The organism is Capnocytophaga endodontalis (assembly GCF_002209445.1).
GTDB lineage: Bacteria > Bacteroidota > Bacteroidia > Flavobacteriales > Flavobacteriaceae > Capnocytophaga > Capnocytophaga periodontitidis.
Genome location: NZ_CP022022.1, coordinates 3,354,228 through 3,380,528 on the forward strand (window position 1 = coordinate 3,354,228; position 26,301 = coordinate 3,380,528).

Genomic DNA, 26,301 nt, shown 5'->3' on the forward strand with positions numbered 1-26,301 from the left:
GGTAAATTATTTCTAACTTTGCCTTCTCTAAGTTCAATAGTAAAAAGAATATGAAAATAAAAGAGATAACTCTTCGAAATTACAAACGTTTTGTAGAACAAAAAACTATTTTTTTTCACAAAGATGGAGAGATAAATGATATGACCCTTATTGTAGGGAATAATGGTACAGGGAAAAGTTCTCTGTTACAAGCTATTGTAATGATGATAGCCCCCCTTACACGTGATCACTTTAGTGTAGAAGATATCGATTGGAGTGGTTTTGAATACCGTTTTATACAAAGCGGAGGACGTATGCCTTTAAAGGTAGAGGCGACTATTGACTTTTCAGAAGAAGAACTCAATGAAACAGTTCTTTATGCTGAAAGACTTAAGAAAATGGGGAATAAGTTAGATCTCCCTAATAAAAATGAGACAGTCAACATTTTTTTTGATTATAAAAAAAAGAAGCCTATTGTTAGAGGTAAGGGAGGAGGAAATCTTTTTCAATTCTTTGGGCATCAATACGCTAAACAACTCACTTCTTTTGAAATCGATAAAAATAAACTTTTTGAAAAAGTAGGTAACATCTATTGGTATACAGAACAGCGTACTTCTTATAGTGTGAACAATATGTTTGAAGGAGATGTCTCTCAGTTAGACGCTATTCGTTCCTTTTTAGCTAATGCTTATAGTTTTCATATAGCTCTTGAAAAAGGACGAGAGTTAAAAGCAGGTGCGTTTGATTTTTACCAAAAAATATCAGAACTATATAGTAAGGTTTTTACAGATAGAAAATTTGTAGGAGCTACCCCTCGTTTTGATATTTACGAAAAAAGTACTGCTCCCGATTTCTTTTTAAACGACGGCAAAAACGACTATGAACTCTCTGAAATGTCAGCTGGTGAGCGCGCTATTTTCCCTATCTTGATGGATTTTGCACGCTATAATATTAATAATTCTATTGTTATTATTGATGAAATAGAACTACACCTGCACTCCCCATTGCAACAGGCTTTTATTCGCGCTTTGCCTAAATTAGGCTACAACAACCAGTTTATACTCACTACTCATTCCGAAAACGTTGCAACAATGTTTGACAAAGACCAATTTATTAGATTATAATTATGTCTGAAATTATTACTATTTATTGTGAGGGACAGAAGGAAAGCCACGATATTACAATACTTAACAAAGTTATTGATGGATTGAACAATATTTTAATCAAGCCCATCGGTGGAAAATTAGGAAGTAAAGCCATCGTCCAGTATTTGGAAAATAATCAAGAAAGGGAGTTATCAAAATCCAAAGACTACCTTCTCTTTAGAGATAGAGATTTTGACCAACCTATTCCTAATAAAGAAAGACTTATTATTGAAAAGAAAACCTGTTACAGCTATCGTACTACCATCGAAAACTATTTATTAGATGTAAAGACTTTTTTTCATTTTCTTCAAGAACAGGAAAATAACTATGGAATTGCTACAGAAGAAGCCGTAAAAACATTCTTTATAAAAGTAGCCAAAGAGTTACAATACTACCAAGCCGTAAGACACTCTTTAGGGGCTTTGCGTTTTGCCAATAGTTTTGATACTACTTGGGAAAAAGGGAGTGGTACACTACCTAATGCATTAGATTTAGGCTCTTGTAAGGCTAATGCTTGGCAACTGATTGAAAAGGTACTTAACAAGAGTAATCAACAATGGACAAAGAAAACTTTTGAAACTACCCTACAAGAGTTCTTAACCCTATTTGAAGCACAGTCTTTTTTTGATGAGTTGAAGTTTTTAGTCTATTACCAAGGGAAAGATTTTGCTAAAGCCCTCTCTAAAGAACTTCCTAACTTTTCAATAGAAAACTACTACAAATACGCTAAAAAAAATTTTGATTACACAAAATACCTCGATCTTGTAGAACTGAGAGCTTTTATAGAAAATTAGTCTAATAAATCCTGCTTTTGGTATAGAAAAACAACTCTTTTTCTTCTAACAATCCGTTTTTCTGTACTTTTGCCTCTGTAATACTTAAATCTTTATTATAGTGAAAGAAATAATAACTCTTATAACATTACTCTTTGCAGTAAGTGTTTCAGCGCAAATCAGTGTAAAAGCAGAGTATATAAGCAATTCCGAGTTCTACGATGCAGTAAGCGACAGCAATATAGGCGATGGTTCGGCTATGATTTACTCTGTGGGGGCTTTGGTGCCCCTCTCTATGCAAACCCCTGAGGAAGACGACCCTTACCAGCGACCTACCTTATGGGGTGTAGGGCTTAACGGCACTTTTGTAAAGATGAACAACCATAACTTTCCTATCGGGAAAGAACTACCTTCAGAGGTGATGAACCTCGGGGTAAGTGCTATCCACTTACGTCCATTAAAGGAACGTTGGTCTATGCTTATGGCACTCGGTGCGGGGAGCTATACCCCCGAAAATCGTCTTTCGTCTATTCACATAGGTGAAAATGTAGTAGCCAATGGTGCTTTTATACTTGTATGGCACTGTCGACCTAATATCGAAATAGGAGGTGGGGTAGCGCTGAACAATAGTTTCGGTTACCCTATGGTGTTCCCTGCATTTTATTTTAAATACAATGGTGCTTTTAGCGATAAATTTACTATTGAAGTAGGGAGTATCGATGGGCTAAAAGTTGCCTTAGGGTATAACTACCGCGAAAACCTCGACTTTAAATTAATAGCTAATATGGGAGGATATTCCGCTTACCTCAGGCGCAATGGAGAAAAGGAAATATTCAGTCAGCAGACTTTTGTTGTAGGATTGCAACCTGAGTTCAAGATAGGTAAACACGTGAGTATTCCACTTACTGTAGGGGGAAGTTTTATCCGTTCAGGGCGTTATAGAGAGCGCAAACTCAGTGCTATGTTTGCCTCAGAAGCTAAAAATGAAGACGGCACTTCTCGCTCCAGTCAGTTCAATCCTGCATTGTATTTCGCTGCCGGAGTTACAATTAAATAAGGGGCAGGCGTCAGGGGATAGGTATCAGGGATTAGTATAGCAATTCCTACTTTTGGTATAGAAAAGTACCTTTTTTTATTCTAATCATCCATTTTAGCGTACTTTTGTTACTGTAAAAATTAGTTTTCATTACAACAAATAATGAAAATATATATTTTTTATGTATATTAATTTTAAACATATAAAAAAATGAAAAAAATTATTATCTTTATAGCCTTGATAGCGTTCACCGCTACGGCTACAGCACAAGTAAAATTTGGCGTCCATGCGGGTTGTGGAATTGGATTGATGAGCAAAGATGTTCACGACGACCGATATGAAGGACAAAACAAAACGGACAAAGAGCCTTTTAGCACCTCTTCTTATGGTGGTTTCTTTGTTGAAATCCCTGCTTCTGAGAAATTATTGTTAGATCTTAGGGCAATATATACCAATTATTCCACTATAGGAAAGGGAAAAACAATACTTCACAGAATTGATGTGCCTCTGGCTATCAAATACGATATCAGTGGGTTACATCCTAAAGTAGGAGGCTATGTGAGTTATATACCTGAGGTTACTCCTTTTGAAAACAAATACCGTTCATTAACCAGAAAGGATATTGAAAAATTTGACTATGGGGCGCTCTTAGGTTTGGAATACAACTTCAACGAAAAATTCTTTATAGAAACCAATTTCTACTTAGGATTAGCCAATCTCCTTACCAAAGATCCTCGCCACAGTAGCGACTATTTGCACACACGCTCTATCTTTGTAGGACTAGGATACAGATTTTAATGGTTAACGACTAACAACGCCCTCTCACTAATGACTACCGAAAATCCATACATATTTTTGAAGAACAATCTCTTCTTGCAGTTCCTTATTGCCGATAGATTTCGTATCTATCGGCATATTGTGGCTTGTAGCTCATTACTGCTACTTTTCACACTAAGCAAACAATGGGGTGATTACGAAGGAATGATAGACCATTGGGATTGGATAGAGAAATGGCTGGGACTTACCGCTACTTTTTACTTGAATATGTATGTGTTTATTCCGCGTTTTTTCTTCAAAGGGAAGCTCGCTACCTATATCACCCTCCTCTCGCTATGGGTACTTTTTATGCTGGGTTCTACCTATTATCTCAATTTTGTACTATGGAAAGAGTATATGATAGGAAGAAAAATCATAGCAACAACAAAAACTCCTGCTTCTATAATAATTTTTTCTGCTTCATTTTATGTAGTGCCCTTTATAATGACTTCTACGCTTATCAAAACCTTACAAATATGGGTAAAAGATAGCAAGAGGATGCAAGAATTGGAACGACAAGCCAACGAGAGTGAACTACAAGCCCTAAGAAGCCAAATACAACCACACTTTTTGTTCAATATGCTCAACAGCATCAACACGTTGTTGTATATCGACCCCGAAAAAGCCTCTTATACCATTACCAAACTCTCCGATTTCTTGCGACATTTGCTGTATCAAACGCACGAAGAACAGGTTTTTCTCAGTTCGGAACTGCGTTTTTTAAAAGATTATCTCTCTTTGGAAGCAATGCGCCGTGATGATTTTACTTATGAAATTACTTACAGCGAAAAAAACCTACAAGGCATACAACTGCCCCCTAATATTCTGCTTATTTTAGCCGAAAATGCCGTAAAACACAGTACCGACGCCCTTGCCCCCACCTATATCTATATAGAATGTGAGCAAAAAGAAGGGAGGTTGTACTTTTCTGTTAGAAATTCCGTACCTTTGCAACCCAATCCAAAACACAAATGTAGTGGCATAGGCTTGCCCAACCTAAGCCGCCGATTGGAACTGCTCTATGGGGAGCGTTTTAAGCTGTTGCAAGAAGCTCTACCACAAGAATATATAGTAACCTTAGTTCTACAACTATGAATTGTTTGATAATAGACGATGAACCCTTAGCGCGTATCGGTATGGAGCGCCTCATCAGGCAATACAGTCATTTGAATGTAGTAGGCACCTTCAAAAACACTGTAGGCATTGCCGACTTTCTGAAAAAGAACGAAGTACACTTACTCTTTTTGGATATAGAAATGCCTGGAGTCAATGGTTTGGAGTTTGCCAAAACCTTACCTGAACATACTTTGGTTATCTTTACCACCGCCTACAGCCAATATGCCTTAGAAAGCTATGAAGTAGATGCCCTCGACTATTTAGTGAAACCCATTACCCCCGAACGCTTTAAAAAAGCCGTTGCCAAAGCCGAAAGTTACCACCAACTGCTCACTCAGCAGAAAACAGACTTTGAGGCTACTGATACACAATGTATTAGTATCCGTGCTAACAGGCGGAATTACCGCATTCCTCATAACGATATCCTATATATAGAAGCATTGAAAGATTACGTGATTATCCACACCTTCACCGACCGCTACATCACGTGGATTAATCTCAAAAACATACATAACCAGCTCCCTGAGTCGATATTTGTACGCGTTAATAAAAGTTATGTAGTGAATATACAACACGTTACCTCCTACACCCAGCAATTTGTGTATATAGGTGAAACAGAAATCCCTATAGACAGGGCGTATGAAGTAATTAGCAAATTTGCTAATTAGCAAATTATTCACTACTTTTGCACTCATCATTCGCCATTCGTCATTCGTCATTCGTCATTTGGTTAGGGATAAAACTCGATAAAATCAAGCAATCCTCTAAAAATTAACCTGTAAAAACTCTGCTATATTTTCCTTTACCTGAACAAATGAATACTATGGAACCCTATATCACCCCAATTATCAATCATTTTGAGAAGATTATTCCGCTTAACGCCGAAGAGAAAGCCTATGTAACTGAGGCTTTTCAGCCACGTTTGTACCGCAAGAAGCAATACATCTTGCAGGAAGGCGATGTGTGCCACGTGCTCAATTTTGTAGTAAGTGGTTGCCTGCGGATGTACACCATCAACGAGAAAGGCACCCAGCATATTGTACATTTCGCTGCTGAAAACGAGTGGATATCCAACCTAATGAGCCTCTATAAAGAAACACCTTCAGAGTTCAGTATTGATGCCCTCGAAAACACCACTGTACTACAGATAAAACGAGAGGATTTATTTCAACTCTACGGCTATTCGCCTAAGTTTAACCGCATCTTCCGTGTGTTGATAGAAGAAGCCTACGCCCAACTTCAACAACGCTTCCTATTGAGTATCAGTGCTTCGGCACAAGAAAAATACCGATACTTCACCCAAGCCTATACTCACCTACTACAACGACTACCACAAACGCAAATCGCTGCTTTTCTAGGAATCACTCCCGTATCGCTTAGCAATGTAAAAACCGAATTGCTAAGAAATGGATAATTACCCGTCGTGCTACGACCTTAAAGTATTTTAAGCGTATTTCTTAAAATACTTTATTGCTTTCGCCTGCCGTATCGCCGTACCTTTGCACCAGAATTTTAAACGTATTATTAAAATGAAAACAGAACAAAAAATTGCCGTTATAGGCTTAGGAAACATTGGTAAGGCAGTAGCCGAAAACCTTAACAAATCAGGTCGCAAATTTATAGTAGCAGGTAGAGATACCGCCAAAGTAAAAGAAGTTGCTAAAGCTTGGCAAAACGCACAAGTAGCCGACATCGCTACTGCGGTAAAAGAAGCCGACATCGTAATCCCCGCTATTTATTTTCCACTTGTTGCTGACTTCTTGAAAGAACACGCTGAGGCACTCAAAGGAAAAGTAATTGTAGATGTATCTAACCCTATTGCTCCCGATGAAAACGGAGGCTTTAAGAAAGTAATTGCTGCTGAAGCCTCAGCAGGTGAAATCAACGCCTCACACTTGCCACAAGGAGCGCACTTGGCAAAAGCCTTAGGTACCCTATTGGCAGGATCGCTCAGTGCTGAAGCCTTTACCACTCCACGCAAAGTGCTTTTCTACGCTACCGATGAGGTAAGTATCAACCCAGTGGTAGAGCAACTTATCAAAGATACAGGTTTTGAACCCGTACGTGTAGGAGGTCTCAACCAGTCTATCCGTTTAGAGGTATTCGGCGACCTAAACGAAGCAGGAGCTGTAGACAAACCCGTTACCTTAGAAGAAGCAAGACAATTGGTTAAATAGTCGATTTGCTAATTTGCCGATGAGCTAATTAACAATTAATATTTTACAAAAATGAAGAAAGTATTTTTATTTATCGCCGTGATGATAGGGCTTAGTGCAACTGCCCAATCAAAAGAACAAAAAGCTGTTGAAGGAGTTATCAATACTTATTTTCAAGCACTTAACGCCTCTGATGCTACTAAAATAGTGTCATTATTTACCTCTGATGCCGAGCTATTGGCTCCGCAAGCCCCTACAGCTGTAGGTAGTGAGCAGATTTTAGGTACTTATCAATATGTATTTCAAAATCTTAAGCTCAATTTGAAGGTAACTATCGACAAGGTAACCCTACTTAAAGACTATGCTATCGTAACTTCTACCTCAGCAGGTACAGCTAACGGAGCAGAAGTAACGGGTGGTTATCGCGAGACTTTTGTATTGCGCAAAGACAAAGGCGCTTGGAAAATAGCAAGGTATATGTACAATACCCCACAATAAAACAGAATCTTTTTCAACCATTTAATTAGCCAATGTGTTATCGACACATTGGCTAATTGGCTAATTATTTTTATCTTTGCACCATTATCACATTGGTAAATTAACACATCAACACATTGGTAAATTTTATCACTCTTCTTCGTGAGGAAGCGCCGTTCTTCCTGCACCTGACTGCTGAGCATTTACTTATCTCGCTCTTGGCAATTGTTATCGCAACGTTTATAGGGGTGCTATTGGGGATCTTTATCAGCGAGTACCGCAAGTATGCCGTTTGGCTCTTGGGGGCTGTGAATGTGCTCTATACTATCCCCTCTATCGCTTTATTGGGTTTCTTTATCACTATTACGGGGGTAGGTAACCTCACGGCTCTTATTGCTCTAATACTCTATGCTTTACTACCTATTATCCGCAGTACTTATACGGGTATTACCCAAATCAATCCGCTGATTGTAGAAGCTGCAGAGGCAATGGGTAGCACTCGCAGGCAACTGCTTTGGAAAATCAAACTTCCTTTAGCCCTGCCTGTACTGATGTCGGGCATTCGCAATATGGTAACGATGACCATTGCGCTGGCAGGGATTGCCTCGTTTGTAGGTGCCGGGGGCTTGGGGGTGGCTATCTACAGAGGTATCACTACCAATAATAGTACGATGACCCTCATAGGCAGTGTGCTGATAGCCCTCTTGGCTTTAGGTTTTGATTTTCTTTTGGCAAAAGTAGAGCAACGATTGGTGCACCGTGAAGTTGCCTATAAGCGCAATCCGCTAAAGCTGGTAGGAATAGGAGTGTTGGCACTGCTCATCACTCTCTTCTTTGTGCTTTCGCCAAAAAAGACGAAAGATATACATATCGCTACCAAACCGATGACTGAGAGCTATTTGCTGGGGCAGATGCTTTCTTTGCTTATTGAACAAGACACGGGGCTTTCGGTGCGACTGACCAATGGTGTAGGGGGTGGCACCTCCAACATTCACCCAGCAATGTTGCGCGGAGACTTTGATATGTACCCCGAGTACACTGGCACCGCGTGGGAAGCAGTACTCAAGCGCAAAGACCCTTACAACGAGAACAAGTTCGCCGACTTAGAAACTGCCTATAAAAAGCAATATGGATTGGAATGGGCTAACCTATATGGCTTCAACAATACTTATAGCTTGGCAGTGAGCAAGGAAATGGCTCAAAAATACCAGCTCAAAACCTTTACTGACTTGGCTAAGGTGAGCGAGCGACTTATCTTTGGAGCTGAATATGATTTCTTCGAGCGCGAAGACGGCTACAAGCAACTGCAAGAAGTCTATGGTATGCACTTTGGTAAAGTAATCGATATGGACATCGGACTGAAATACCAGGCGATGCGTGATAAAAAAATTGATGCTATGGTAGTATTCACTACCGACGGACAACTTTCTATCAGTGAGGTGGTGGTACTGCAAGACGACCGTAATATGTACCCCTCCTACAAGGCAGGTACGGTGGTACGCACCGAGCTACTGACCTCCTACCCCACCTTGCGCACTACTTTGGCAAAGCTGAACCTGCTAATAGACAATACCACGATGGCGCACCTCAACTTCTTAGTAGAAACTGAAAGGAAACGACCTGAAGAAGTTGCTAAAAACTATCTGCTACAAAAAGGACTTTTAGACCCACAACGATGATTACTTTTTCTCATATACACAAAAATTATAATGGTAAGGAAATTATTGCTGACTTCAATCTCACCATTGAAAGCGGCACTTTCCTCACTATCATAGGCACTTCGGGCTCTGGCAAAACCACCATACTAAAAATGATTAACGGGCTGGTATTGCCAGACAAAGGCGAAATATACATTGACGGCAAGAATATTTTGGAGGAAGACCTCATTGCCTTACGCCGCAACATAGGTTATGTAATTCAAGGGAATATCCTCTTCCCGCACCTCACTGTTGCTGAGAATATTGCTTATGTACTCCGTCTGAAAAACTACTCTAAAACCGACATCACACACATTGTAACCGAAAAACTACAACAGATAAACCTCGACCCTGAACTCGCCAACCGATTCCCACATCAGCTTTCGGGCGGACAGCAGCAGCGGGTAGGTATTGCAAGAGCCTTAGCGGCAAGCCCTTCAATCATCTTAATGGACGAGCCTTTTGGAGCATTAGACATCATTACCCGTCAGCAGCTACAGCGAGAGCTCAAAGTGCTGCATCAGCTCTCAGGGGCTACTATCGTATTTGTTACTCACGACATAGCCGAAGCCTTAACACTGGGTACCAAAGTATTAGTATTAGATAAGGGAATTATTCAACAATACGACACCCCCGAAATGATTAAACAACACCCTGCCAATGAATTTGTAAGACAATTAGTGAATTAACGTCAGTTCGATATAACAGAACATTGATTTACAGCTTTATATCATAATATATTCACAAAATAATTCACCGTCAGGTGAAAATTCGTGAGATAATAAAAAATAAAGACTTTTATACACTCCCAAATTCGTGAAAATTCGTATTTCACATACCCAGCTGCGCCAACTCGCTGGCTTTGTGGGAGATTAAAAATATTTTACTGATTGTTAAGTAATTACTTACGTCGAACTCACGTTAATTAATAATTTATAAAAATGAAAGCTATCGTTATTTACAAAGCGGGCGATGCCCAACAATTACAGTTAGAAGAACGCCCTATCCCAACACTCAAAGAGGGGTGGACGTTAGTAAAAGTAAAAGGCTTTGGCATCAACCGTTCGGAGATATTCACGCGGCAAGGGCACTCACCTTCGGTTATTTTTCCGCGTATCTTAGGCATTGAGTGTGTAGGGGTAGTGGAAGCTACTACCAGTCCTACTTTGCAAAAAGGGCAGACTGTTGTTTCGCTAATGGGTGAAATGGGTAGAGCTTTTGACGGCAGTTATGCCGAATATACCCTTTTGCCCAACGGACAAGTATACCCCATAACCACTACACTGAGTTGGGCGGAACTTGCTGCGGTACCCGAAACCTACTACACTGCTTTTGGCTCTATGCAGAATCTACAAATCAAACCCACCGATACTGTACTGGTGCGTGCTGCTGCCAGTGGGGTAGGCATTGCTTTTTTACGATTGGTAAAAGCTCAATACCCTACGCTGAGGGTAGTAGGTTCTATCAGAGGTAATAACACTGAGAAAACAGCTGTACTCTTGGGGTTGGGTTACGATGCTATTATCGCCGATAATGATAACGTTTTGGCTACCGATGAGTGTTTTGATAAAATATTAGAGTTGGTGGGACCTGCGAGTATTAAGGATTCATTTGCCCATATAAAAGAATATGGCATCATCTGTGCTACAGGACTTTTAGGCGGTAAGTGGTATTTAGAGGACTTTGACCCTACTCGCGACCTCTTGCACAATGCCTATCTTACCACTTTCTATTCAGGTAGTGTAAATGCCGAAAAGATTACCCAGTTATTTGCTTATATTGACGAACACGATGTACCCGTTGCTCCCGAAAAAGTATTTGCCTTAGAAGAAATAGTTGCTGCTCATCAATATGTTGAAAGTAGTGCAGGTTATGGCAAAGTAGTAGTGCGCATTAACTAATTTGCTAATTATTTTCGTATCTTTGCCCCTAAATCATCAAATACAAATCCAATGAAAAAGATTTTTTTATTCTGTTTAGCCCTTGTGGGCTTTGTAGCTACAGCACAAACCTACGAATTTAAAGTCGTAACTGCTGTAGAATCGGTCGTACCTTATGGAATCGGTCGTTCTCGTTTGATCTCAACTAACGATGAGCGCAATTACAAAGATTTTACCACCACCCGCTCCGAAGACGGCGATGAACGTAACAAAAGCGACCGTGATGAGATTCGTGTCAAAGGTTTTGACGAAACCAAGTTGCTAAACTTCTTTAACCTCGGAGGAATTCGCTTTCAGAATATCGCTGCCAACGATGCCCTTATCACTTCCAAACTCAATGCAATGAGTGAAGAAGGATGGGAGCTCGCCTTTGTTACCAGTGGTGTAGAAAGTAATTCAGGTAAAGACGATTCTACAGGGCTTTTTATCACCCGCTTTGTTTTCAAACGATTGAAAAAGTAGTCTTCAAAATTAGTAAACGTAAAATTGTCAATTTCGTGAAAATTTATCTTCCACATTACCCAGCAGCGCCAACTCGCTGGTTTTGTGGAAGATTAAAATACTTTGCTGATTTTTAAACAATTACTTACGTTGAACTCTCATTATTCATCACAGAGTCATTTCAAATGGATAACTATATAGTCCCCGTAAAATAATAAACCCTAAATATCAGATAAGATGAAAAAAGTATTGACTTTATTGTTCTTAACGACGTTTTTTTGGGCTAATGCCAAAACTGAACCCATAGAAATACAAGGTGCGGTAGGCAAACTCCGAGGGGTACTTACTACTCCCGACAATTTCAACCAAAAGAAAATCCCCGTGGTGATTATGTTTCACGGTTTTACTGGAAATATCAACGAGAAAATAAACATTACTATAGCCGAAACCCTTGCCAAAGAAGGCATTGCTTCTGTGCGCTTCGACTTCAACGGACACGGGAAAAGCGATGGCGACTTCGAAAAAATGAGCCTCGATAACGAATTAGAAGATGCACGCCGTATTGTTCAGTATGTTGAACAACTGCCTTTTGTGAGTAAAATAGGCATCTATGGTCATTCACAAGGAGGGCTGATCTCAATATTGCTCAGTTCAGAACTCGGCAAGAGTAAAATCAAGGCAGTGGCAATGCTGGCTCCAGCGGTTATCATTCACGATAATATGTTACAAGGGTCTTTTTTTGGCACTACCTTCGACCCCCTAAATGTCCCCGATAAGGTGAGCCTCTTCTCAGGCAAAATTACCGTAGGCAAGGACTATATTCTTTCAGGGCAACGCATAAAGCCTTTTGAAGCCGCTAAGCGTTACAAAGGAAAGGTAAAAATCATTCACGGAACAGGTGATAGAGCCGTACCTTACTCGTATAGTGAATATCTTTTGTATTTCTATAAAAACGCCGAATTAACAATCACTCCAAAAACCGACCACGTTTTCTCTAACCAAGAAGATATCCCCGCCACCGAGGTAAGTCAATGGATGAAAAAACAACTTAAATAACGTGAGTTCGATATAAACACTGACTTTACTTGTTACCTAAATGAACACTTTCGCAGCCTTAGACTTTGAAACCGCCAACCAATACCGCAGTAGCGTATGCAGTATCGGACTCGTTTTTGTAGAAAATAACGAGATTGTCGATACTTATTACCAACTGATTAAACCTGCACCAAACTTTTATAGTTATTTTAACACCCAAATACACGGTATTTCGCAGCGCGACACCGAAAATGCACCGCTCTTCCCCGAAGTATGGGCAGAAATATTACCAAAAATAAAAGATTTACCCCTTGTAGCTCATAATAGTACTTTTGATGAAGGCTGTTTGCGAGCAGTATTAGCTTATTATGAGCTCCCTCAACACACTAATCCTTTCTTTTGCACCTGCCGAAAAGCGCGTAAACTCATCCCTCAGCTTGTGAATCACAAGTTAGACACTGTATCCGCTTATTTTGGGTTTGATTTAAAGCAACATCACCACGCCTTAGCCGATGCCGAGGCTTGTGCACATATCGCTTTAGAACTTTTCAAGTGAGACCTTAAAAAAACTAATGTCAATTATAAACCCTAAACTGCCCGTGGGGCTCACACTATGAATATAGAAGAATTTAGAGACTTTTGCCTATCCCTGCCTGATACGTATGAGAAAATGCCCTTTTCGGGGTTCTTTAAAAATGCTGATTCAATCTTAGTTTTTTATGTGGGTACAAAGATGTTTTGCTTCTTTGATATCAATAAGTTTGACAAATGCACGCTCAAATGCAACCCCGATGAGATAGAACAACTCAAAGCAAATTATCAGGCAGTAGAAGACCCTTTTAACCTAAGCAAAAAGTATTGGGTGGGTATCCGTTTCAATGAAGATATGCCCGATGATAAAATCAAGGCTTATGTAAAACAATCGTATGATTTAGTAGCTTCTTCACAGAAAAACAAATTAGTAAAATAATGACAACTATGAAAAAAGAAAAACCTAAACGCCCCAAAAATATTGAAGTTCGAGGGGCTAAAATACATAACCTCAGGAATATAGACGTCGATATACCCCTCAATAAGATTGTAGGGATTGCAGGCGTATCGGGCTCTGGCAAATCATCTCTTGCCTTAGGAGTTCTCTATGCCGAAGGCTCACGAAGATACTTAGAATCGCTTTCTACCTACACAAGACGACGAATGACGCAAGCCGAACGCGCTGAGGTAGACGACGTGCGCTACGTGCCAGCCTCCTTAGCACTGCACCAGCGCCCTACGGTACCTGGTATCCGCAGTACTTTCGGCACAATGACCGAATTGCTCAACAGCCTCCGCCTGATGTTCTCAAGGCTTGCCAATCACTGTTGCCCTAACGGACACTATGTAAAACCTTCGTTTGCTGTAGCAGCTATGCAAGAAATCACCTGCCCCGAGTGCCACGAACATTTCTACGGACCTGGGGCTGAAGATTTAGCTTTCAACAGTCGTGGGGCTTGCCCTACCTGTGGCGGAATAGGAACCGTCAGAACGGTAGACGAAAGCAAGTTAGTCCCCGATCAAAACCTCACTATCGACGAAGGAGCAGTAGTGGTATGGGGCACCCTGATGTGGTCACTTATGAAAGATGTATGCCGCGAAATGGGCGTGCGTACCGATGTGCCTTTCAAGGATTTAACCCCCGAAGAAAAAGAAATAGTCTACCACGGGCCTGCTGAAAAGAAACATATATTCTACCTAAACCCCAAAACAGGACAAACTGCCGAAATGGATTTCACTTACTACAGTGCTGTGTATAGCGTACAAAACGCTTTGGCTAAGGTAAAAGACGATAGCGGAATGAAACGCCTCGAGAAGTTCCTAAAAGAAGACGTTTGCCACGACTGCCACGGCACAAGGCTTTCTCCAGCGGCACGTGCCCCACGCCTTAGGGGCATTGGCTTAGACCAAGCTACGGCTATGACGCTCGATGAGTTAATGGTTTGGGTAGCAGGCGTCCCCGATTCATTAGAAGAAGCTATGCGCCCAATGGCTAAAAACATCTGCGAAGCCTTTACCGATACCGCCCACCGCCTCATCGATTTAGGCTTGGGATACCTCTCCTTAGACCGTGCAGCAGCTACCCTTTCCACTGGCGAACGCCAGCGCGTACAGCTTGCACGCGCTGTACGCAACCGCACTACTGGGGTGCTCTATGTGTTAGACGAACCCTCTATCGGGCTACACCCTCACAACCTCAAAGGCTTAACAGGGGTGATGGACGACCTCATAGCCGACGGCAATTCGGTGATATTGGTAGACCACGATACCCAAGTACTTACTCACGCCGATGAGATTGTAGAAATGGGCAAAGGCGCAGGGACTAATGGCGGAACCGTCATCGCACAAGGAACGGTAGATGAAATAACACAAAATAAGGAATCGGTAATAGCACCTTACTTATCGCAAGAGAGCAAACTGCCAGCAGAACTCCCAAAAAACGAACTCTTTTCTATGGGAAACATACACCTCTCTACCGATGCTATACACACCGTACACCCTTTAGAAGTCGAATTTCCAAAGGGGAGACTTACAGTAGTTACAGGGGTTTCGGGCTCAGGCAAAACTACTTTAGTGTTAGAGAGCCTAATTCCCGCTTTAGAGGCAAACGCTATGGGGAAGAAATTACCTCAGCACATCAAATCGGTAAAAGCAGAAGGTATTCGTCAGGTAAAGCTCATCGATGCTACCCCTATAGGTATCAATGTTCGCTCTACGGTAGCTACCTATGCCGGTATTCACGACGAACTCCGTAAGATTTACGCCAAAACCCTCGATGCCAAACAGTGCGGCTATAAGGCAGGCGACTTCTCCTACAATACAGGCGACCTCCGTTGCCCTACCTGCGACGGCACAGGGCAAATATCCTTAGATGTGCAGTTCCTCCCCGATGTTGATATTGTGTGCCCTGATTGCAAAGGGAGCAGGTACAAGCGCGAAGCCTATAAAGTATTTCGCACCGTCAAGAATGGCGAAAAATACAGTCTACCCCAGCTGATGAGTATGAGTATAGACCAAGTAATAGAGGTAACTACCGATTTGAAGTTAGTAAATCAAAAACTACAAGTGTTACAACAGTTAGGATTAGGCTATTTGTCGCTTGGCGAAGATACCCCAGGGCTTTCAGGCGGAGAAGCCCAACGCCTTAAGTTAGCCAGCGAAATGGGTAAAGGACAGAGCGATACCGTTTTCGTATTTGATGAACCCACCATAGGGCTACACCCGCAAGATGTACGTGTGCTGCTCGGTGTTTTTCAGAGCCTCCTTAGCTTAGGAGCTACCGTGATAGTGATTGAACACGATTTAGACGTCATTCGCAATGCTCATTATATTATCGATATGGGTCCCGGTGGCGGTGCCGCAGGCGGAAGAATCGTAGCTCAAGGCACTCCTCAAACAGTAAAGAATAACGCCAATAGTATCACAGGGAAATATTTATAAACCTAGTAAAATTATAAAAATCCCCGCTGGTAGGCTTTGCCTACCAGCGGGGATTTTTATAATAATTAACACATTTGCCAATTGGCTAATTATTTCTATCTTTGCCCTTCATCAATAGCAAACAACATGTTATCACTTCGCCCCTATTATCACCCTATGCAATCGGTTATTCCTACAGAAGAAAAAGAGGTTACCTATACCGAGTTTCTTCCGTGTGAGGCTTTGCGTTCGTTTATCTATTGCTATTGGGAACTTAAATCACCTCCGCGTAACACGCCTTTCTGCTACCGAGTAGTTGCCGATGGTTGTATAGACCTATTTTTTGACTGCAACAACGCGCAGATGAGTTCCCTTATGGGGTATTGCAATACATACATAGAGTTTCCCATAACGGGGACTTTTCACTATGTGGGGGTTCGCTTTCTGCCCAGTGCCTTTCCGCTACTTTTTGGTCAGGATGCTTTTGAAATCAGTGCACAAGAAATTCCTTTGCGCGAGGTAGTTCCTGCTTTGGCTACTTTTATCGCTCAGCAGTTGGAATCTCCCCTTTCGTTAGCTACCATAGCACAGCATTTGGACAACTATTTTCTCCGTCACCTATCACAACGCCCTTTGCAGATGGACAACCGCTTTTTCTCAGCACTTTTGCAGATATTGCAAAGCAAAGGCAGCCTACACATCAGTGAGTTGGATACCGGCATCAGCACCCGACAGTTGCGCCGCCTTTTCGACTACTACATAGGCGATAGTCCTAAGACTTTTAGCAATATTGTGCGCTTCCAACATATACTAAGTGCAAAAGCCTATCACAACCATTCTTTTTTAGACACTTATTACGACCAAGCCCACTTTATCAAATCGTTTAAAACATTCTATGGCGATACACCGAGTAAGGTGTTGGGCTAAAGAATGTCCGTTTTTTACAATCGTATTCCCTGCGCTTGCGGTACTTTTGCCCCCGAATAACAAATACATTATCAGAATGAAATTAAACGCAGGTATTATCACCGAGAAATTAGCCGAGAGCAAGGCTTTCTACACCCAAGTATTGCAATTTGGTGTTACTTTCGAAAACGACTTTTATTTGCTGTTGCACACCCCCAATCACGAGGCAGAAATCAGTTTTTTGTTGCCTAATCACCCTTCGCAACAACCTCTCTTCCAAAAACCTTTTACCCAACAGGGCGTATATCTCACCATTGAAGTAGAGAACGTAGATGATTATTACCACAAGCTAAAAGAACAGGGCGTACCCATTGCAATAGAACTTCGCGAAGAGCCTTGGGGCGATCGCCATTTTGCCATTATAGACCCCAACGGCATCGGAATAGATATTGTAACCTATTCCGCACCTGAATAAAAATGAAAATCCCCTCTGAAAGAGAAATCTACCGGCGGGGATTTTTTAATTAGCTAATTATTCACTACCTTTGCACTCATCATTCGTAATTCGTAATTCGTAATTCGTAATTCGTCATTAAAATTATGCCTCATACCTCTTCATTACTTTGCAAAGCAATTATAATAGAGACTATGGTTGTTGTTATTTCAGTATATATATTAGGAACAATCTATGGCGGAACAGATGCCGCCGATTCAATTATAGCAACCATTTTTATCCCTCTACTTGCAGGGGTAATTCCCTCTTTCTTAATAGCTAAAATCATAGAAAAGTACATAAAACTCACTTCTAAAAACGCAATAATAAGTGTTCTTCTATTTTTTGCACTCACCTTTATTTCAGTAAATATAGGCGCCATAGTTTTCAGTTTTTTAGAAGATGGTAGTTGGATTGATAGACATCATTTATATGAAATACAAACAGCATTCTTCTATTTTTGTGGTATACATACCTTAGGGATAGCCATTTGGTTAGGAATTAAACTCGATAAAATCAAACAATCCTCTAAAAATTAGCCTATGAAAACATTCCTATTCTTAATCTTTATACTTAGCTATTCTCAAAATATGTTTAGTCAAACTAAGATAGATATAGATACCATCTACAAACAAGACTTCGAGGACTTTACCCTACAATTAGTCAGAGATGACAGTGGAGAGAAGCAAGCCGAATTCCGAACACTTTATATAGACAAAAAATCAGGAGAAGCAACTAAAATATTTGTCTCTACTTATAAAAAAGACCTTCATTGGATTTTTGGAAAATCAATAGGAGAAGGCGCATATTATACTTATAATATCATCAAAGGATTTCATTTAGAAAATAAGCTACTTGTTTTCTATTCTTGTTGGGGAGTAGTAACCGCCGTAAGTTTTGATTTAACTACAATGACACATAAAACTTACTATATCGGTTTTTATCCTCATACGGGAGCTTTTGCAAATCTTGCACATAGTATAGAAACCAAAGAATATAAAGGTATATTCTATTTTCATATAGAAGCAGGACAACAATACGGTGGGAGAGCTAACATATTAGGCTACTTTAACCCTAAAACCAATGAAATGTATGATTATATTCCTGATAATACGCTTGGAAAACGTATTTCTGATATAAACAAAGACTTTGAAACCCTAAAAGAAGACAAAGAAACTTCTCTTTTTATAAAAAAGCTACTCATAAGACTCAAATTAGCCCCTGATAATGTAGCAATTTCTTGTCTTTTTAGAGCTAAATATCAAAATTTCACTTATTTTTTCTATGTTAAGGACAATTCATCTGTAGAAATACTAAGTTTTGATATCGAGAAAAAGGAATGGTTTGTGGGTGGCTATAATGCCTCTCCTTCACTAACATCTGAAAAGCCATAGAACCTTTAGAAAACACCCCCCCCTCCCCGCTGAAAGAGAAATCTACCAGCGGGGAGTTTTTATATCCCTAACTCGTAGTAATACCTACACCTTAAAAAAATATTTATAAAATAATATATAGTAAGTTTGCTTATTATATAAAAACATATTACCTTTGCGCCCGAATAAAGAAGTAAATTTAAATTATATATGAAAGTTTTAATTATCAACGGGCATCCTACTATGGAGACGTCTAACGCCAATAAGGCTATTTTAGAAGAAATAAAACGCTTGCTCCCTGAGGCTGAAGTAAGTAACTTGCAAGCTCTCTACCCTAACTATCAAATTGATGTAACTGCCGAACAAGCTAAACTTGTAAAAGCAGATGTAATTGTATGGCAATTCCCTGTGAATTGGTATTCGCTTCCTGCCTTGCTGAAAAAATGGTTAGACAACGTGTTTTCACACGGCTTTGCTTATGGCGACAACAAGCTGATGGGCAAGAAACTCATCCTTTCTTTCACTACCGGAGCACCTGAAGAGGCTTACCAACACGGTGGCGCACAGAACTATCCGTTTACCGATTTTCTCAATATTCACCGCCAAACTGCCAATCACTGCAAACTGCTTTTCCAAGAGCCTGTAATCTCTTATGGAATGAAGTACATTCCAGAGGTAATGCCCAAAGAAGCACTTACAACCTTACAACAAAGAGCCAAAGAGCACGCCGCTCGATTGGTTGCGCAAATCAAAGAATTAAACTAATTTTGCAATTGATAAAAATCGCCGTGTGGCAGTGTGTCACACGGTTTTTATTCCATTTATAAATGAAAAACAGACCTATCAAATATTGGATTATCGTGGCGAGCAAAGACCACGTACAAATGGGCGTTGCGGGAGGATTTGCCCAAGCTTGCCACGGAAAGGCACAGCCTTTGAAACGTATGCAGGAGGGAGACGGTATTCTCTATTACTCTTCCAAACGCTATTTTGGAAAGGAAGACAAATGCCAAGCCTTCACGGCTATTGGCAGAGTGAAAGACGAGGAAGTCTATGCCTTTCAGATGAGTGAAAATTTCTGTCCGTTTAGGAGAAATATTACTTTTGTAGACTGCGAAGAAACTCCTATAGCTGACCTTATCGAGCTATTGGACTTTATCCCTAACAAAAAAGCGTGGGGATATCCTTTTCGCTTTGGTATTTTAGAAATATCCGAGAACGATTTTAAACTTATAGCCTCTAAAATGTTACACAATGACCTCTCAGCACTCAATTTTTAGTTTAAGAGCCGAAGAAAGCTCAGGGCTTTTACTTTGGCAGGTAAGTATGTTATGGCAACGCGGAATTAAAAAAGTGTTGCAACCTTTCGATCTCACACACCCCCAGTTTGTACTCTTGGCGAGTGCCCAGTGGTTTGCCCAACAAGGAAAGGAAATCACGCAGGTATCTTTGGCAAATTTCACCAAGATAGACCCAATGACTACCTCGCAAGTGGTGCGCACTTTGCAGAGCAAAGACCTCATTACAAGGGAAGAACACAAGACCGACACCCGCGCCAAAGTAGTTGTTATCACCGCTCAAGGTGCCGAACTTATCGCGCAAGCTGTCGCTAAGGTCGAGGCTTTCGACGATGAATTTTTCAGTATTTTGGCAACCGAACAGTCCTCGTTCAACGCTCAACTGCACAAACTTTTGACGAATTAGCAGAATCGTTTTGCTCCTTGCTATCCTTGATATAGGTTTTTGTTTGGGTATTAATGGAGTGAATATTTTGAAAAAGGGATCGGAGAATAATTGAGCAATTAGCAAATTAGAAAATTTGGAAATTAATAATTGTGCTTTATTCCGTTAGGAAAGTTCCTTTTTCAAGCACAATTTTATTTCCCCATTGGGTAAGGGCATCGAGTATGGGCAAAAAAGATTTCCCTAAGTCGGTGAGTGAATAGATAGCCACCAAAGGAGGTTTTTCGCCATAGACAACTTTAGAAATAAGCTCGTCGTTTTCCAATTGTTTTAGCTGGATACTCAGCGTAGTTTCGGTTATCGAATAGAGGTCTTTTCTCAGTTCGCTAAATCGCTTTTCACCTTCTTTAAGATGATACAAAATCACGGCTTTCCATTTTCCTCCTATCAAATCCATCGCTACGGCAATGGTACAAGGATAGGTCTTTTCTCCTAAGCGAACGCTGGGGGCTGTACACTCTATTTTTGTTTCCATAATAGTTGAAATTATAAAGTATCTATTTAGATAGTTATTGCCAGATTGAAAGTTGTACTATAATTTTGCGCCAAAATTAAAAAATAATTTCGATATGGCATTAGTAATTTTAGCACACCCCCATTTTGACCAATCGATAGCTAATAAGGCTATCATAGAGGAGCTTTCTCGTAGCGATATAGATTTTGAAATCAGAAATTTATCAGCGCTATACCCTACCTTTCAAATAGATGTAAAAGCAGAGCAAGAAGCCTTACTCAAGCATCAAGAGGTTATCTTTCAATATCCTTTTTATTGGTATAATATGCCAGCTATACTCAAGCATTGGTTTGATGAGGTTTTCACGTATCAGTTTGCTTATGGTTCACAAGGAGATAAGCTCAAAGGGAAATATTTTATCCCAAGTTTTACCGTTGGGGCACCCGAAAGTGAATATCACACTTTGGGAGAACACCATTTCAAAGTATACGAGTTTTGCAAGAACTTAGCGCAAACGGCTTATTATGCGCAGATGAAGTATGTAGAGCCTCTTTATTTTCACGGGACATCAGTAAATGCAGGTTATACCAAAGAGGATATAGAAGCAAAAGCCAAAGCGCAAGCCCAACGATTGTTAGCATTTCTTTCTTCGCTGAAATAACACACAAATTAGGATTAAAAAGCACCCTCCCCACTGATAGGAAATACTACGAGCGGGGAGGGTTTTCATTAGCTATTCTTCAAGTGGTCATTTCCAAAACGGATAATTGCTTCTATGATAGGCAAGACTTCTTTACCTAAATCTGTAAGGGAATACTCCACTCGCGGAGGTACTTCTGGATAACTCACTTTTGCTACCAATTGATGAGTACAGAGCGTTTTTAGTTCTTCATTGAGTACTTTTTCACTCACTTGTGGAATGGCACGCTTTAGTTCTCCATAACGATGTGTGTGCTGACTGAGATGAAACAGTATAAGCATTGCCCATTTGCTTCCCATTATTTGCATTGTTCGCCATACAGGACAGTCTTTGTTAATATTTTTTTCGTTCATCGCAATATTTTTTCTATTTGATACTGAGTAATTCTAACTTTTTTGTAAGGTGCTTACTTTCTCGTAAGTACTTGTGTGCTTGGATACAAAGGTATAATTTTGCAGTGAAATAACAAAGAAAAATTCATATAAAAATGACAAAAACAGAAATTGTACATCAGTTTTATGTCTCCTTAGCTAAAGGAGATTTTGAGAAAGTAGGCAGTTTATTAGCCGATGACTTAGTATGGCATCAACCAGGGAAAGGGGCTCTTTCAGGTAGCTACAAAGGTAAAGAGGCAGTATTCTCTCATTTGGGAAGAATGTCGCAACTCAGTGGAGGCACTTTTGCTATTGACCAAATTGATTATATCACCGAAAACGACCCTTTGGTAGCTGCTGCTGTCGCTTTTGAGGTCTTTGCTTTTGACAAAAGTATGCGAATGAGAGGTATTGATCTCTATCGGGTAGAGAACGACAAAATACAAGAGGTTTGGTTATTCTCTGAACACATAGACGAAGAAGACACTTTTTGGACAGAAGCCCTTAGGTTATCTAACCAACAGAAATAATATTTCCCCGCTCGTAGAGAATACTATGAGCGGGGATTTTGTTAATTATTCTTATAAACAGTGATCCACAAATGAGTAAGATTTAGTTTATTATTAGTTCTATGTACCTTTGATTTCAGTAGATAGTAGTCATTATGTGGTTCAGTAATATGCAGTTTTTCATCTTTATACCAATTGTTATCAGTGTTTGATAGAGCTTCTATCCACTCATTAATTTGAGAATGCCAATGTTCAAAAGTTTCATCTTCTACAAAGCCTAACAAGCCACATTCATTCAATCCTTTACCGTGTTTTTCATTTTTAAAACGTTCTATACCTCCATTGTTATTATTGCCTACTACATATTCCTTTTTTCTCTCTTTTTTAGTATGAGTATTTAGCATTTTTGACTCCCAAACTATTATAGGTTCATTATAAAAACCTTCCTCTATCTTATGAAAATAAAAATCAGGCACTCCTTTTGTATTGTAAAATACATCTGAATATTGGTTTTTCACCCCTATATTTGGGTATTGTCTTAAAAATACGTCTACTTGCTCTACAAATATCTGAGTATATTTATTTTCGTTTAAAGGCTTCTTTAAATCATCTTGTTCTAATACTATTTTTCTAAAAGGCAATATAGCTTCATTCATTGCTTTATATATAAGCTGAAGTGTTTTTCCTTTTTGTACAGATAAAGTAGGCGTTTGTGTAAGTGGTGAATATTCGTTGGCTATCATTAGTATCCTGTATTTATTAAATCAGAAAAACATTTATCAGCATCTCGATAGGCAGTGAGAGATAGCCAATATCTGTATTGATTAGGTTTTACGAAAACAATCATATCCTTTTCAGGGTATAATTTTATAATTCTGTTAGCGGATAGATGTGCTGAAAGGTTTTCATTACTGAGTTCTTCAATATTTACAGCATTTTCGTTTACAAACTCAACAGGATTTGTTAAATCGTCATATTTAAAAACAGTAGCAATGAATGAGTTTTTAAGCTGTACTACTTGTGCGAGTCTAAATTGTCGTTCTTCATTTCCATAAATAGCATTTAAAGCTCTTGAAAACTCGGTACCATAATGCAATAGTACTGATTGTAACTCTTTCTTTGCAATAGGTTGTAAAGCTTTAGAGTTTTCACCTTTTCGGAGCATTAGTTGAAAATAGTTATTAACATCTGAAATGATATTCCTATCAAAATCTGAAAAATAATTTTCTGTATTTTTATTGATATATCGTAATTGCATATAATTTTTCTTTATAAGCGAAGAATTACGATTGATAAGTAGATAACCACTTGTAACAAACATATAAAACCTATAAAAATCATTATAAGTATTCATATTGATTACTATATCTTTCAATAGTTGTTTATCCTTTCCTTTAATACCTATAATCTGATTTTTAAAACTAAAATCAACTTCGTTGTAAAATACAGGCAACTTCTCCTTACCTACATTTTTCCATAAAATAATATTGGGAGTTTTGAAAATTTCCTCTTTAGGAAGTTTATCAACCTTTTCCCAGTCAAATGTAGTTAGTCTACTATAGTTTATACAACGTTCATTAATGGCTTCTGTAGGTAAAAAAGGTATTTTTTTTAGATATGTTGCTGCTTTTTTATCTTGTTTATCTACAATAATTCCTTCTTCCGCATAACAATCCTTTTTAACTAAATATTCTTTAAAAAGAGGTAATTCTTGTACTTTTTCAACAAGTGTTCTTATACGTCCTCCACCTAATAAATTATTTTTCCATATAAAAGGATTAGCAATAGCTGTTTTTCGGTTTATAAAATGTAAATCATAATCATCTATTTCAAAAACAATACGCTCTATGGTAGCTTTTGTTCTTCTAAAAGTGAGATGTAAGATGTTCTTTCGTATATCAGGAGCTTGATTTTTAGTAAATATAGCTGCAGCAGCTACATCAGCATTCTCCCAAAGTGAATGATTCCGTGCTAAAGGTGTAAAATCAAATATCTGAATAATGTCATAATTCTCAAACAACATTTTTTTAAAATCATCTGAAGTGCTATTATATAAAAGTCCTGATGATTTGATTATTAGGCAAGAAAGACCTTCTTTTTTTAAGTAATTAAATGATTCTACAAGAAATTTAAGTGCTATTTGTTTCTGAGGGATATCAATTTTTTTATTCTTAATTTCCCATTTTTCTAACTCTTTTGCTAAACTCCCTGTCACAAAGGGGGGATTACCAATAATTAAGTCGAATTTTTTGTTTTCTATTTCTTTGCAAGCAAAAAAATCAGAATGTATGAGGTTACTTCCTATTAAGTTATCAAATCGCAATTCATTCAATATGGTAATAGGGTTAAGCTCATTGCACAAAGCTAAACTCAAACTAAATGATGTTAGATATATTGCTTGTTGTTCCTTATCTACTCCATAAATATTTTTTAATAACAGTTTTAAGTCTGTTATAGTAGGAGTTGCCATATTGTGTTGTAACTTCCAAATTTGTACAAGACGTTTAAAAACTACTACCAAAAATATTCCTGAGCCACAAGCTGGATCGAGTATCTTATAATTAGCTATATCAAAATCTTCATAGTTTTTCAGTGGTAAACATTCATCTACTAATAATTTAGCTAAATGTGATGGTGTATAGAACAATCCTTTTTCTTTTTTCTGCTCTCCTAAAAACTCTTCGTATAATCTACTTATAAGTTCTACGGGAATAAAACTAAATTCAAAGTATCGCCAATTAGTAAATCCGAATTCAAGCTGTTGTGAAGATAAATCTTTTTTATCAGTATTTAGAAGTTGAGCAACAATAGATAAATCTAACCTTCTAAGTTCTTCTTGCTCTTCTTCTTTCCATTTAAAAACATTTCCATTAAAATGCTTATCTAAATCAGAAAGTAAATCAGCAAATTTTCCCTTTTGGCGTAATACTCCGTTAAAAGAAGTCGCTTCATAAGGTTGAAAATATTTATCAGATAACAACTTATTTCCGTTGTTATCCATACGTTCTTCCAAATATTTTACAAGAATAGCTTGTATAATGATTTTATTAGCCAATTGAGGAGTTGTATCAACAAACTGTTCTTTCAATTTGTTGATAACAAAGTGGATATTTTGGATTAAAGTATCATAGGCAGAATTTCCAAATTTAAATTTATTCTTTAATTCTTTTTCTTCCCAAAAAATACCACTTTTAATTTTAATAGCAAATTGATTATTGTATAGCTGATTAGCTTTAGCTGTTAATGTTAACTGTTCTATAAGATATTGAGGTTTGTAATCTTTGGTAAGATGACGAGTGCAATCAACTATTTTTATTTCTGTTTTATAGAAAAAACAAGCTAATGGAGCCTCACCACTACTCCAAATTTTAGTTTGTATTTCTGATATATTCAGTTCTTTTTCTTCTGTAAAGGGGATATGAGTAAAATCAAATAAATATACTTGAGGTTTATAGCTACCATTGAGTTGTTTTCGTAGATATACGGCAGAGGCCGCAAATTCTTTAGCTTTTTCAATATGAAATTGAATTTGTAGATCAGGTAAAGTAGTATAATTTTCAGTGGTTAAATACAAACAATCATCATCTATAACAAAACCAAGTTTTGCCATACTCTTCTGAAAATCTGTGTTTTTATTAGTTATTCCCACTCCTAATAATTTAAATATTTTTGGCAAAGGTACAAAATA

Annotated in this window: 30 protein-coding genes; 26 read left to right on the forward strand and 4 right to left on the reverse strand. The window is 38.8% G+C overall.

All coding sequences use genetic code 11. The annotated features are described in order from the left end of the window. The first annotated feature begins 50 nt into the window (after positions 1–50). From CBG49_RS15395 to CBG49_RS15510, 24 genes are all read left to right on the forward strand, one after another. The gene (locus CBG49_RS15395) at positions 51–1,103 is read left to right on the forward strand and encodes an AAA family ATPase (protein ID WP_088595169.1); all 1,053 of its coding nucleotides are present in this window, start codon (positions 51–53) and stop codon (positions 1,101–1,103) included. Between the two features lie 2 nt (positions 1,104–1,105). Then, the gene (locus CBG49_RS15400; RefSeq protein ID WP_088595170.1) at positions 1,106–1,918 is read left to right on the forward strand and encodes a hypothetical protein; all 813 of its coding nucleotides are present in this window, start codon (positions 1,106–1,108) and stop codon (positions 1,916–1,918) included. A gap of 100 nt (positions 1,919–2,018) precedes the next feature. Next, positions 2,019–2,954, forward strand: coding sequence for a DUF6268 family outer membrane beta-barrel protein (locus CBG49_RS15405; RefSeq protein WP_088595171.1), 936 nt, complete (start codon positions 2,019–2,021; stop codon positions 2,952–2,954). Positions 2,955–3,143: 189 nt separating this feature from the next. Continuing rightward, complete coding sequence (locus CBG49_RS15410; RefSeq protein ID WP_088595172.1) at positions 3,144–3,731, forward strand: outer membrane beta-barrel protein; 588 nt, start codon at positions 3,144–3,146, stop codon at positions 3,729–3,731. Between the two features lie 30 nt (positions 3,732–3,761). Beyond that, positions 3,762–4,844 carry a sensor histidine kinase gene (locus CBG49_RS15415; protein ID WP_088595173.1) on the forward strand — a complete coding sequence of 361 codons (1,083 nt, stop codon included), beginning with the start codon at positions 3,762–3,764 and terminating at the stop codon, positions 4,842–4,844. After that, a complete protein-coding gene (locus tag CBG49_RS15420; protein ID WP_088595174.1) occupies positions 4,841–5,533 on the forward strand; it encodes a LytR/AlgR family response regulator transcription factor in 693 nt (230 codons plus the stop codon). The genes CBG49_RS15415 and CBG49_RS15420 overlap by 4 nt, the downstream gene beginning before the upstream one ends. Positions 5,534–5,688: 155 nt before the next feature. Continuing rightward, entirely contained in the window at positions 5,689–6,279 is a 591-nt protein-coding gene (locus CBG49_RS15425) for a Crp/Fnr family transcriptional regulator (protein WP_088595175.1), read from the forward strand. Positions 6,280–6,394: 115 nt separating this feature from the next. Continuing rightward, positions 6,395–7,042: an NADPH-dependent F420 reductase gene (locus CBG49_RS15430; protein ID WP_088595176.1), complete on the forward strand. Its 648-nt coding sequence runs from the start codon at positions 6,395–6,397 to the stop codon at positions 7,040–7,042. A 51-nt stretch (positions 7,043–7,093) separates the two neighbouring features. Beyond that, positions 7,094–7,519 carry a YybH family protein gene (locus CBG49_RS15435; protein WP_088595177.1) on the forward strand — a complete coding sequence of 142 codons (426 nt, stop codon included), beginning with the start codon at positions 7,094–7,096 and terminating at the stop codon, positions 7,517–7,519. Positions 7,520–7,635: 116 nt separating this feature from the next. After that, positions 7,636–9,177, forward strand: a complete 1,542-nt coding sequence (locus CBG49_RS15440; RefSeq protein ID WP_088595178.1) for an ABC transporter permease/substrate-binding protein — start codon at positions 7,636–7,638, stop codon at positions 9,175–9,177. Next, a complete protein-coding gene (locus CBG49_RS15445) occupies positions 9,174–9,884 on the forward strand; it encodes an ATP-binding cassette domain-containing protein (protein WP_088595179.1) in 711 nt (236 codons plus the stop codon). The genes CBG49_RS15440 and CBG49_RS15445 overlap by 4 nt, the downstream gene beginning before the upstream one ends. Positions 9,885–10,136: 252 nt before the next feature. Further along, entirely contained in the window at positions 10,137–11,096 is a 960-nt protein-coding gene (locus tag CBG49_RS15450) for a zinc-binding dehydrogenase (RefSeq protein ID WP_088595180.1), read from the forward strand. A gap of 51 nt (positions 11,097–11,147) precedes the next feature. After that, positions 11,148–11,597 carry a hypothetical protein gene (locus CBG49_RS15455; RefSeq protein WP_009413888.1) on the forward strand — a complete coding sequence of 150 codons (450 nt, stop codon included), beginning with the start codon at positions 11,148–11,150 and terminating at the stop codon, positions 11,595–11,597. A gap of 216 nt (positions 11,598–11,813) precedes the next feature. After that, a complete protein-coding gene (locus CBG49_RS15460) occupies positions 11,814–12,632 on the forward strand; it encodes an alpha/beta hydrolase (protein WP_088595181.1) in 819 nt (272 codons plus the stop codon). A gap of 40 nt (positions 12,633–12,672) precedes the next feature. Continuing rightward, a complete protein-coding gene (locus tag CBG49_RS15465; RefSeq protein ID WP_088595182.1) occupies positions 12,673–13,167 on the forward strand; it encodes a 3'-5' exonuclease in 495 nt (164 codons plus the stop codon). A 57-nt stretch (positions 13,168–13,224) separates the two neighbouring features. Further along, complete coding sequence (locus tag CBG49_RS15470; RefSeq protein ID WP_088595183.1) at positions 13,225–13,581, forward strand: MmcQ/YjbR family DNA-binding protein; 357 nt, start codon at positions 13,225–13,227, stop codon at positions 13,579–13,581. A gap of 8 nt (positions 13,582–13,589) precedes the next feature. Beyond that, positions 13,590–16,082 carry an excinuclease ABC subunit UvrA gene (locus CBG49_RS15475; protein ID WP_088595351.1) on the forward strand — a complete coding sequence of 831 codons (2,493 nt, stop codon included), beginning with the start codon at positions 13,590–13,592 and terminating at the stop codon, positions 16,080–16,082. 126 nt (positions 16,083–16,208) lie between these two features. After that, on the forward strand, positions 16,209–16,988 hold the full coding sequence (locus CBG49_RS15480) for a helix-turn-helix domain-containing protein (RefSeq protein WP_088595184.1): 780 nt from the start codon (positions 16,209–16,211) through the stop codon (positions 16,986–16,988). A gap of 76 nt (positions 16,989–17,064) precedes the next feature. Beyond that, positions 17,065–17,442 carry a VOC family protein gene (locus tag CBG49_RS15485; RefSeq protein ID WP_088595185.1) on the forward strand — a complete coding sequence of 126 codons (378 nt, stop codon included), beginning with the start codon at positions 17,065–17,067 and terminating at the stop codon, positions 17,440–17,442. A 125-nt stretch (positions 17,443–17,567) separates the two neighbouring features. Continuing rightward, entirely contained in the window at positions 17,568–17,999 is a 432-nt protein-coding gene (locus CBG49_RS15490; protein WP_088595186.1) for a hypothetical protein, read from the forward strand. A gap of 3 nt (positions 18,000–18,002) precedes the next feature. Further along, positions 18,003–18,854, forward strand: a complete 852-nt coding sequence (locus CBG49_RS15495) for a hypothetical protein (RefSeq protein WP_227002916.1) — start codon at positions 18,003–18,005, stop codon at positions 18,852–18,854. Positions 18,855–19,043: 189 nt separating this feature from the next. Beyond that, entirely contained in the window at positions 19,044–19,598 is a 555-nt protein-coding gene (locus CBG49_RS15500; protein ID WP_088595188.1) for an NAD(P)H-dependent oxidoreductase, read from the forward strand. A gap of 62 nt (positions 19,599–19,660) precedes the next feature. Next, complete coding sequence (locus CBG49_RS15505) at positions 19,661–20,113, forward strand: EVE domain-containing protein (protein WP_088595189.1); 453 nt, start codon at positions 19,661–19,663, stop codon at positions 20,111–20,113. Beyond that, on the forward strand, positions 20,088–20,537 hold the full coding sequence (locus CBG49_RS15510; RefSeq protein ID WP_088595190.1) for a MarR family winged helix-turn-helix transcriptional regulator: 450 nt from the start codon (positions 20,088–20,090) through the stop codon (positions 20,535–20,537). Before CBG49_RS15505 ends, CBG49_RS15510 begins: the two co-directional genes overlap by 26 nt. 136 nt (positions 20,538–20,673) lie before the next feature. Here the strand turns inward: CBG49_RS15510 and CBG49_RS15515 are convergent, their stop codons facing one another. Then, on the reverse strand, positions 20,674–21,051 hold the full coding sequence (locus tag CBG49_RS15515) for a winged helix-turn-helix transcriptional regulator (protein WP_088595191.1): 378 nt from the start codon (positions 21,049–21,051) through the stop codon (positions 20,674–20,676). A 94-nt stretch (positions 21,052–21,145) separates the two neighbouring features. Between CBG49_RS15515 and CBG49_RS15520 the strand changes: the two genes are divergently transcribed. After that, positions 21,146–21,691 carry an NAD(P)H-dependent oxidoreductase gene (locus CBG49_RS15520; RefSeq protein ID WP_009419375.1) on the forward strand — a complete coding sequence of 182 codons (546 nt, stop codon included), beginning with the start codon at positions 21,146–21,148 and terminating at the stop codon, positions 21,689–21,691. 68 nt (positions 21,692–21,759) lie between these two features. On the opposite strand, the gene CBG49_RS15525 is transcribed toward CBG49_RS15520, so the two are convergent. Beyond that, on the reverse strand, positions 21,760–22,083 hold the full coding sequence (locus CBG49_RS15525) for a winged helix-turn-helix transcriptional regulator (protein ID WP_088595192.1): 324 nt from the start codon (positions 22,081–22,083) through the stop codon (positions 21,760–21,762). Positions 22,084–22,217: 134 nt separating this feature from the next. Here CBG49_RS15525 and CBG49_RS15530 point away from each other — a divergent pair, with 134 nt between their 5' ends. Further along, a complete protein-coding gene (locus CBG49_RS15530) occupies positions 22,218–22,634 on the forward strand; it encodes a nuclear transport factor 2 family protein (protein WP_088595193.1) in 417 nt (138 codons plus the stop codon). 41 nt (positions 22,635–22,675) lie between these two features. On the opposite strand, the gene CBG49_RS15535 is transcribed toward CBG49_RS15530, so the two are convergent. Further along, a complete protein-coding gene (locus CBG49_RS15535) occupies positions 22,676–23,356 on the reverse strand; it encodes a hypothetical protein (protein WP_016420169.1) in 681 nt (226 codons plus the stop codon). Further along, positions 23,356–26,262 carry an HsdM family class I SAM-dependent methyltransferase gene (locus tag CBG49_RS15540; RefSeq protein WP_088595194.1) on the reverse strand — a complete coding sequence of 969 codons (2,907 nt, stop codon included), beginning with the start codon at positions 26,260–26,262 and terminating at the stop codon, positions 23,356–23,358. Before CBG49_RS15540 ends, CBG49_RS15535 begins: the two co-directional genes overlap by 1 nt. Between the last annotated feature and the right edge of the window lie 39 nt (positions 26,263–26,301).